Below are 2653 nucleotides of genomic sequence, written 5' to 3'. Positions count from 1 at the left end.
TTTTTATTTAATTTTTTTTAAAAATGAAGATCTAATTTTAGAAATTAAAAAAAAGATCAAAATTTAACTTGGCGGCGACCTTCAACATACCCTTTTAAGGTATGTTTTTGCTATCAAAGCTCTAAGGAAAATAAAAATTAATATAAAAAAGGATTGCTTTGATAAAAAAGATCATTTAAAAGGGATTTTTTGCGCCAGTTTGATCAAAAATAATTTAAAAATAACCATTTTTTTGAGTTTTTGTTGCAAATAAGATGGATATGTTTTTTTAAAAAGCACTAAAAACCTTCCTTTTTGAAAAAAAAGAAGGGAATAAAAAAAAATTGCTTAATTTAAATTTGTTGGCTTTTTAAAAAAAAACAAAAATCCTTTCTTTTTGAAAAAGAAGGGAATTAATAAAAGTTATGAATTTAAATTTGTTGGCTTTTTTGATTATTTAATTGTTTGCTTAATAATTGTGGCGCAGAATAGTTTAAACTTTGCATCATTCTTTTTTGATTATAAAAAAGAATGTATTCATTAATCATTTGGATCATCTTTTTAGCATTAATTTGTTCTAAATTACTTAAATAAAGTTTTTCTCCTTTTAAATTAGCCCAAAAAGACTCAATACAAGCGTTTTGAGAAGGAATACCGACATCGGAGAAACTTTGTTGATACCCTTTTTATTTTAAAGTAGTTTTAAATCTTTTAGCAGTATATTGGCTGCCTTGGTCAGAATGAAACAGACATGAGTGTTTTAAAGGTTTTAATTGTTCTAAACTGTTCATAACTAAAGACAGATCTTGTTTATCGGCTATAGTATAAGCGATAATTTCTCGGTTATATAAATCCATAATTGCGGATAAATAAAGTTTTTTGTCATAATTAGGCCCATAGATTAAAGTAGTAATATCAGTGCATAATTTCTTATAAGGTTCAGAAGCATAAAAATTATTTTGTAATAAATTTAAATCCGAAAGAGGCGGTTTTTTAAGGATATGTTTTTGATATTTGTTTTTAATAGTTTGACATAACAAATAAAACTGCTGCATTTTTTTTAAAACAGTTTTAGGGTTTATTTTAAAACCTATTTTGATCAATTTATGATGAACTTTACGATAACCTAAAATAAATTTACCAAAACGACGATTTCTGTTACAGATTTTAATAATCGCGTTTTCTACAGGCGTTAACGCGTGTGGTTTAAAACTTTGTTTTAACCAACGATAATAAGTCGTTTTAGCTAATCCTAACCATCTTAAAAGTTGGTTTAAAGGAATTTTTTCTTTATATTCACGAATAATGGCAAAATAAAGTTTTTTATTTTTTTTCGGGTTAGCGCCTAATTTTTTTTAATAGCGGTTTTAAAAGCTTGTAGGGCTACTTCATTTTTATTAGCATAAATACCTTTGCTATATTTATATTGTTGACCTTTGGGTTGTTGTAAGCGATGAAGTTGCTGCTTATTAAACCAAATCAGCCATTGATATATTTGCGTTTTATTTTTGATTTTATATTTGGCTTGAATTTGTTGGTTGTTTAATAAACCTTCTTTTTTCGCAAAAATAACCTTTAATTTGGTATTTAGATCGTAATGATGATGTTGTTTTTTCATGAATAAAAGAAGCCCTTCTTTATTTTATTAACCTATTTTTATTATAAAAAAATTTCAGTTATTAAAATAAAAGTAATTTAATAGAACTCCTTTTTATTTAAAAAAATAATTAATTAATCCTCACTAAGTGGTTTATATTCTCCTCCTGTGTTAAACTTCTCAGTATAAAGACTTAAAGTTTTACGCACAGGGTTGAGGTAGCTCCTTTTTTAAATAGTTAAATGGTTATTACTTAATGTAATAGCTATTATTCATTGGTTCTGTATATAAAGTAATGTATTGTTTTACGGGGTTAAAGTGAAGGTAATAGGTTTGTTCCTCGTGATTACCTAAAAGATTGTCTTTTGGTATTTTAATTTGTCTTAAATAAAAATCCTTGTCCATATCTAAAATATATTTAGGTCCTTTATAATCGATTTTAATACTATAATCAGAAGTATTTATATTAACACCATCACGAAATGTATTTTTTTGAGTAAATAATGAATTATTTTTTACACTATCTAAGTCTTGAGGCACTCTAGCAACCCCATCAAAACAATTAGGTTGTGTTTTGTTCCAATGCAGACTTTCATCACGATAATACCATTTATTAAAAGGTTTTTGTTTCACAAAAGCTTTTAAATCAGTAGGTACTTTATCAGGATATTGACATTTATCTAAGCCATTGAAACCAAAACAAGTATAAGTAATGTCAATTATAGGTGTTCCAAGTACATAATCGGAATTAGGTAAAGATAATGCATATTTATATTCTCCACTGCCAATCTCTCCTATTTGCGTACTTTTGTCAATTGGATATTTCTGCGAGATACGATTAAAATTGCTATCTTGTCCTGCTTCGAAATATTCTTCTTTTATTTCACTTTTCATTTTTGGAATAGTAATGGTTTTATTAGCCTTTTTTTTGATTCATTATATAAAAGATAATTAAAAGTATGAAGAATAAAAGTGAAAATATAATAGAAAGAATAAGTGAAATTTTTTGTTCTTTTCTACTTGGCACTAAACGAAAGATACCCATTTTAAAAAGAACCTCCTTTTTAATTAATATAT

At 26.0% G+C, this 2653-nt stretch carries 4 protein-coding genes; all 4 read right to left on the bottom strand.

What is annotated here, in order from left to right; all coding sequences use genetic code 11:
* Positions 1–410: 410 nt before the first annotated feature.
* Positions 411–611: an IS3 family transposase gene (locus ON17_RS03375; RefSeq protein ID WP_425311409.1), complete on the bottom strand. Its 201-nt coding sequence runs from the start codon at positions 609–611 to the stop codon at positions 411–413.
* Positions 612–665: 54 nt separating this feature from the next.
* Complete coding sequence (locus ON17_RS01560; RefSeq protein WP_017191751.1) at positions 666–1082, bottom strand: DDE-type integrase/transposase/recombinase; 417 nt, start codon at positions 1080–1082, stop codon at positions 666–668.
* 242 nt (positions 1083–1324) lie between these two features.
* Positions 1325–1597, bottom strand: coding sequence for a hypothetical protein (locus ON17_RS01555; RefSeq protein WP_017191750.1), 273 nt, complete (start codon positions 1595–1597; stop codon positions 1325–1327).
* A gap of 228 nt (positions 1598–1825) precedes the next feature.
* The gene (locus tag ON17_RS01550; protein ID WP_017191749.1) at positions 1826–2470 is read right to left on the bottom strand and encodes a hypothetical protein; all 645 of its coding nucleotides are present in this window, start codon (positions 2468–2470) and stop codon (positions 1826–1828) included.
* Between the last annotated feature and the right edge of the window lie 183 nt (positions 2471–2653).

The sequence above is a fragment of the Poinsettia branch-inducing phytoplasma str. JR1 genome (assembly GCF_000309465.1).
In the GTDB taxonomy this organism is placed as follows: Bacteria; Bacillota_I; Bacilli_A; order Acholeplasmatales; family Acholeplasmataceae; genus Phytoplasma; species Phytoplasma pruni.
This window is presented reverse-complemented; position numbering and strand designations above follow the sequence as displayed.